Raw genomic sequence first — 6,545 nt, 5'->3', positions numbered from 1 at the left:
TCGGTCTTCGTCTGCTCTTTGAGCTGGGCGGATGTGCCCTGCGCAATAATCTGGCCGTGGTCCATGATGGCGATACGGTGCGCGACGCGATCGGCCTCATCCATGTAATGCGTGGTGAGGAAGACGGTCGTCTTCTCCGTCTCATTCAGTCGCTTCACATGTGTCCACAGCTGGTTGCGGCTCTGCGGATCGAGGCCAAGCGTCGGCTCATCGAGAAAGAGGATCTTCGGCGTGTGCAGGAAGCCGCGCGCGATCTCGAGCCGCCGCTTCATGCCTCCTGAGAAAGTCTTGACGTAGGCATCCTTGCGATCCCACAGCTCGAAAAGCTTTAGCAGCTCTTCGGCGCGCTGGGCGCGGATCTTGCGCGGTACGTGATATAGCACGCCATGCAGGTCCATGTTCTCCCATGCCGTTTGCTCGCCGTCGAGACTCGGATCCTGGAAGACGATCCCGAAGCGCTGACGCGCCTGCTTCGCATGCGTCATCGGGTTCAGGCCATCGAGCTCGATGCGGCCGCCAGAGGGATGCAGCAGCGTGGTCAGCATCTTGATGGTCGTGGTCTTGCCTGCGCCGTTCGGGCCCAGAAACGCGAAGATTTCCCCTTGCGCGACTTCGAAGCTGATGTCCTTCACAGCTTCGAAGTCGCCAAAGCGCTTGACCAGGTTTTGAACAGAGATCATCGATACAGCCCTCCTGCGGTCTTCACCAAACAAGCGAAATACTAAACGGTTCAGTTTAGTTTTCGCAATGCAATTTTCTTCGGACACCATAAATCTTCGATATATGCTGGCTGCACTATGGCACGCGCCGCGCTCGCGCTTCTTCTCGCCGCAGCAACCTTCGCGCCGGCCGCACTCGGCCAGCAGCCCCCACAGAAAGCCAAACAGACTTCTCAGGAAACAACCATGGCCAGTCCGATCGCAGGCATATGGCTCGGCACTCTCCACGCCGGCGGCAGCTCCCTGCGTCTTCAGCTACGCATCGACACGGGAAACGGCGGCTCCCTGCGCTGCACACTCGACAGCATCGACCAGAAGGCCTTCGGTATTCCCTGCAGCGATGTAAAGGTGAGCGGCGACGCTGCTTCGTTGGCCGTGCCTGCGGTACGCGGCGGCTGGTCCGGATCGATATCGAGCGATGGTAAGATCCTCACAGGCACCTGGACGCAAGTCGGCCCCGGCTCCATGCCGTTGACGCTCGAGCGCCAGCAGCACGCGATCGAAGCGCCTGCCTCCGCCGCCCCGATGCCTGCAATCCCGCCCGTACCGATCGACCAGATAAAGAGCCTGCTCGATAAGGAGCTGGCTGACGCGCTCGCGAAGGGCCTGCTGGCGCCTGCGACTCATGCCGGTGTGACCGTTGGCATCGTGCAGCATGGGCAGAAGCTTGTCTTCAGCTATGGCACAGCGAAGGATGATTCCGTCTACGAGATCGGATCGATCACCAAGACCTTCACCTCGCTGATCCTCGCGCAGATGGTCGAGCAGAACAAGGTGAGGCTCGATGAGCCGGTGCGCGAACTGCTTCCGCCAGGCACCGTCGCAAAGCCGGCAGGCGCCGAGATCACGCTGATTGACATCAGCACCCAGCACTCCGGGCTGCCGCGCATGCCGGATAACTTTCACCCCGCGCATCCTGACAATCCTTACGCGGACTACGATGCGAAGCTGCTGTATGAGTACATTGGCAAACAGGGTGTCGCAAAGCCTGCGAACCCGCCGTTCCTCTACAGCAACCTTGCAGTAGGGCTTCTGGGGCAGGCGCTGGCCAATCGTGCCGGCCAGCCCTATCCCGCGCTGCTCAAGGCTGAGGTCATCGGACCACTGGGCATGAAGGACACGGCTATCACGCTGACGCCATCGCTGCAGGCACGCTTCATCCAGGGCTATGCGACGCCGCAGCAGCCGGCGCATGCGTGGGATCTCGATGCGCTCGCGGGAGCAGGAGGAATCCGTTCAACGGCCGCCGACATGCTCCTTTATCTCCAGGCCCAGCTGCATCCGGATCAGCTGCCGCCGCCCACGCTCGCTGCCGCCAACGGCAAAACGCTGCCTGCGGCGCTCGCCATGACCCACGAGGTGCGCGCGGAAGTAGGCGACGGTGTGCATATCGCGATGAACTGGTTTCATGTCGATGCGACAGGCAGCTACTGGCACAATGGCGGCACGGGAGGCTTCAGCAGCTACGCACTCTTCAATCCCGAGAAGGACTTCGGCGTCGTTGTGCTGAACAACTATGCCCCCGGCGATAACTCCATCGCGGACAAACTGGGGCTGCATATCGCACAGCGGCTTACCGGACTGCCCGCCGTCTCGCTCGCTCCATAACCGTCTGCACACCAACGGCAGAGTAAGTCGCCTTGCCTGCTGTTTGCAGCAACTGGTAGGCTGGTCCGCGCCACCCCGAGGAGAACGCTCTGTGCAAAGACAATCGTTTCCCCTGAAGCTTATCGCTTCGATTGCCCTCACTTCCTGCCTTGCCACGCCAGCCCTTCACGCCCAGGCGCCTTCACCCGACAGCCCTGCCATCGAACAACAGGCTGACGCCATGGTGAAGAAGCTCTCCCTGCATCAGAAGCTCGAGCTGATCGGCGGCGTGGATGGTTTCTATATCCGCGCCGAGCCTTCCGTGAATTTTCCTAAGCTCAAGATGTCCGATGGTCCTGTAGGCGTGCGCACCTGGGGCCCGGATACGGCCTACATTGCCGGCGTAGCGCTCGCGGCCTCGTGGGATCCGGAGTTGGCGCGCCGTGAGGGCGCGGCGCTCGGGCAGGATGCGCGCGCACGCGGCGTGAATTTTCTGCTCGGCCCCGGCGTGAACATCTATCGCGCGCCGATGAACGGCCGCAACTTCGAATATCTCGGTGAAGATCCCTACCTCTCCGCGCACACCGCGGTACCGTATATCCAGGGCGTGCAGAGCCAGGGCGTGATTGCGACGGTAAAGCACTTCGCCGCAAACAACCAAGAGTGGGATCGCCACAACGCGAGCTCCGACGTGGATGAGCGCACGCTGCGCGAGATCTATCTGCCTGCCTTTGAAGCAGCCGTGCGCGAAGGACATGTAGGCGCGGTGATGAACTCCTACAACCTGCTCAACGGCGAGCACGCCACGCAGAACAATCACCTCAACAACGACATTCTCAAGAAGGACTGGGGCTTCGACGGCATCCTGATGTCCGACTGGGACGCGACCTACAGCGCGGTGGGCGCGGCCAATGGTGGCCTCGATCTCGAAATGCCATCCGGCAAATTCATGAACCCGAAAAATCTCGAATCAGCAGTGAAGAGCGGGCAGGTCTCCGAAGCCACAATCGATGACAAGGTGCGCCGCATCTTCCGCACCGCGATCCGCTTCCACTTCCTTGAGCGCGACCAGACCGATCTCTCAATCCCCGCATACTCGCAGACCGCGCGCGTCGTAGCGCTCGACGGCGCACGTGAAAGCATCACGCTGGTAAAGAACGAGGGCAACCTGCTGCCGCTCGACAAGGCCGCGGTGAAGACGCTCGCGGTCATCGGCCCCGATGCGTGGCCCGCGGTGCAGGGCGGAGGCGGCAGCTCCCAGACAGACACCTTCGCACCGGTCAGCATTCTCGGTGGCCTCTCCAACGAACTGGGACAGAGCACGAAGATCCTCTATGTACGCGGCCTGCCGAATGAGCGTGAGATCGTCAATGGCACCGAGTTCGCAAAAACTGACGGCGGCGTAAAGGTCGAGACCTTCACCGGCACAGACTTCTCCGGAACACCGGACGTCAGCCACGCCGACCGCATCGCCAGCTTCGGACACGAAGGGTGGGAGCCGGAGAGCAAGGAGCACAGGAGCGTCCGCTACACCGCCGAATATGTGCCGGCCACCAGCGGCACATACCTCGTGCTTGCCTCCGCGAATGATGGCGACAGCTATAAGGTCCTCCTCGACGGCAACGCTGTGATCGACCAGACGCACCATGAAGGCCAGGCTCCGCGCTGGACCGAACTGCAGCTCACCGCAGGCAAGCCGGTCAAGGTCGAAGCCGACTATCATCCCGAAGGCACGACCATCCGCTTCGCGCTCGGCTTCCGCTCGCTCGATACGCTGGTCTCACCCGAGGTGAAGAAGATCGTTTCGATGGCCGACGCCGCCGTAGTCGCCGTGGGCTTCGATCGATCGACCGAGAGCGAAGGTTCTGACCGCACCTATTCACTGCCCTGGGGACAGGATGAGTTGATCGAGGCAGTGACGGCAGCGAATCCGAAGACTATCGTCACCGTCACCTCCGGTGGAGGCGTGGATACGCATGCGTGGCTCGACCATGTGCCCGCGCTGCTCTTCAACTGGTATCCCGGCGAAGAAGGCGGAACGGCTCTGGCCGAGATCCTCTTCGGCGAGCGCTCGCCCGAAGGGCATCTGCCCATGAGCATGGAAAAGAGCTGGGAGGAAAATCCCGTCCACGACCATTACTACGCCGCGCCGGTAGCCGAAGGACAAACACCCCATGTGAAGTATGACGAAGGCGTCTTCGTCGGCTATCGCTACTACACATCCATTCACAAGGAACCGCTCTACCCCTTCGGCTTCGGGCTTTCGTATACGACCTTCGCGTTCTCGAACCTGAAGGTCTCTCCCGAGACGACATCGGCAGGCGGCCCCGTGACCGTGACCTTCGAGGTGAAGAACACAGGCTCACGCACGGGTGCGGATGTCGCGCAGGTCTACGTCGGCGATCCCTCGGCGAAGGTGAAACGTCCGGTAAAAGAATTGAAGGGCTACCACAAGGTGCGCCTCGAACCCGGCGAGTCGCAGCAGGTCAGCGTAATGCTGGATCTGCGCAGCTTCTCCTACTGGGATACGAAGTCCAAGGGATGGCATGTCGATCCCGGCAAGTTCACCGTCTTCGTCGGCGACTCGTCGGAGAACACACCGCTCACGCGGGATTTCAAGGTGCAATAGGACGATCCACGCACAGCAGAACGGCCGGCTCATATCGAGCCGGCCGTTTTGCTTTTGTCTCGCTTTCGCTTGCGGAAGAAACTGCGGGCTCCTCCACTGCGCTTTGCGCCGGTCGGAATGACAAGTTTCGAAAACTAGCTGATCTCGAAGATGTCTTCCTGCTTCCTCGATTGCATCTGGGCGCGTTCCGCCACCTGGCGTGCAATCTCGAAGAACTGCCGCGCCTGTGGCGAATCCCCCCCCGCCAGCGCGATCGGCAGACCACTGTCGCCGCCCTTGCGGATGCCGGGATGGAGCTCGACCGAACCGAAGAACTTGAGACCCAGCTGCTGCGCCGTGCGCTCCGTGCCGCCCTTCGAAAAGATATCGATCTCTTCGTGGCAGTGCGGGCAGGTGAAATGGCTCATATTCTCGACAAGGCCGAGGATCTCGACATTTACCTGGTGAAACATCTCGAGAGCCTTGCGGGCATCCTGCAGCGCCACGTCCGAGGGTGTCGAGACGACGACAGCACCCGTCAGCGGTACCGTCTGCACCAGCGAGATGACGACATCGCCCGTGCCCGGCGGCAGGTCAATGAGCAGGAAGTCCAGCTCGCCCCACTCCACCTGCTGCAGAAACTGGCGAATGATCTGGTGCAGCATCGGTCCGCGCATCACCAGAGGCTTGTCGCCGGGCGAGATGAAGCCGACCGAGATCACCTTCACACCATGCGCCACATTCGGCTCGATGCGATTACCTTCGAGCACGCGTGGCTGGCGGCTGGTGCCCATCATCAGCGGCACGTTGGGTCCGTAGATATCGGCATCGATGAGGCCGACACGAAAGCCGAGTTGTGCAAGAGCGATGGCGAGATTCACGGAGAGCGTGGTCTTGCCCACGCCTCCTTTACCCGATCCGACTGCGATGATGTTTGCTACTCCCGGCAGCGACGTGGGCTGCGGGGCCGGTGCATGTGCGTGTCCGTGCGCCATACTGCTTACTCCTCTGTGGTTCCGCTCGATCTTCCCTGTTTAGGCCTGCGCTGTGACCGCTGCCCGCGACTGCTTCTTGCGCTCCAGCTCCACCTTGCGCAGCTCACGGCGCCGCGCTGCATCTTCATAGCGGCGCTTGTCTTCGTTCGTCTCCGGGGCCAGCTGTGGCACCGGCACGGCGCTTCCACTCTTGTTCACCGCGACAAAGGTCAGATAGGCCGAGGCAACGAGACGGTTTGTACCCGTGACCGTATGCTCTACCCACACCTTCACGCCGACTTCCATGGATGTCTTGAAGGCGCGGTTGACCGAAGACTTCAGAATCAGCAGGTCGCCCACATGCACCGGAGCGATGAAATCGATGTGATCCATTGAAGCGGTGACCACGTGCGTGCGCGCGTGGCGATAGGCAGCCATCGCGCCCACCAGGTCGATGAAATGCATCAGGCGGCCGCCCAGCAGGTTCCCGAGCGTGTTGGTGTCATTCGGCAGAATCAGTTCGGTCATCTCGGACCGCGACTCGTTCACACTGCGGACCGGTAGCGATTGGCCGTCAAGCCCCATGCGTCTTCCCTTTCTTGCGTTCGCGCGTCTGTTTCTGCAGCCTCTACTGCTCACTTCCAGTGTCGGCAATCG

Annotated in this window: 5 protein-coding genes; 2 read left to right on the top strand and 3 right to left on the bottom strand. The window is 61.4% G+C overall.

What is annotated here, in order from left to right; all coding sequences use genetic code 11:
• Positions 1–680, bottom strand: a 680-nt coding sequence (locus QM649_RS17460; RefSeq protein WP_415200349.1) for an ATP-binding cassette domain-containing protein, incomplete at its 3' end; no start/stop codon positions are given.
• Between the two features lie 225 nt (positions 681–905).
• On the opposite strand from QM649_RS17460, the gene QM649_RS17455 reads away from it, so the two are divergent.
• Both QM649_RS17455 and QM649_RS17450 read left to right on the top strand, forming a co-directional pair.
• A complete protein-coding gene (locus tag QM649_RS17455) occupies positions 906–2,327 on the top strand; it encodes a serine hydrolase domain-containing protein (RefSeq protein ID WP_415200348.1) in 1,422 nt (473 codons plus the stop codon).
• Positions 2,328–2,418: 91 nt separating this feature from the next.
• Entirely contained in the window at positions 2,419–4,935 is a 2,517-nt protein-coding gene (locus QM649_RS17450; protein ID WP_415200347.1) for a beta-glucosidase H, read from the top strand.
• Between the two features lie 134 nt (positions 4,936–5,069).
• Here the strand turns inward: QM649_RS17450 and QM649_RS17445 are convergent, their stop codons facing one another.
• Both QM649_RS17445 and QM649_RS17440 read right to left on the bottom strand, forming a co-directional pair.
• On the bottom strand, positions 5,070–5,909 hold the full coding sequence (locus QM649_RS17445) for an Mrp/NBP35 family ATP-binding protein (protein ID WP_415200346.1): 840 nt from the start codon (positions 5,907–5,909) through the stop codon (positions 5,070–5,072).
• A gap of 39 nt (positions 5,910–5,948) precedes the next feature.
• Positions 5,949–6,416 (bottom strand): acyl-CoA thioesterase, encoded by a 468-nt coding sequence (locus tag QM649_RS17440; protein WP_415200345.1) that lies wholly within the window; start codon positions 6,414–6,416, stop codon positions 5,949–5,951.
• Between the last annotated feature and the right edge of the window lie 129 nt (positions 6,417–6,545).

The sequence above is a fragment of the Silvibacterium sp. genome (assembly GCF_047605705.1).
In the GTDB taxonomy this organism is placed as follows: Bacteria; Acidobacteriota; Terriglobia; order Terriglobales; family Acidobacteriaceae; genus Silvibacterium.
This window is presented reverse-complemented; position numbering and strand designations above follow the sequence as displayed.

Coding starts and splice junctions, on each gene's coding strand:
- QM649_RS17445 (WP_415200346.1), bottom strand. CDS start 5,909: ATGGCGCACGGACACGCACATGCACCGGCCCCGCAGCCCACGTCGCTG.
- QM649_RS17440 (WP_415200345.1), bottom strand. CDS start 6,416: ATGACCGAACTGATTCTGCCGAATGACACCAACACGCTCGGGAACCTG.
- QM649_RS17455 (WP_415200348.1), top strand. CDS start 906: ATGGCCAGTCCGATCGCAGGCATATGGCTCGGCACTCTCCACGCCGGC.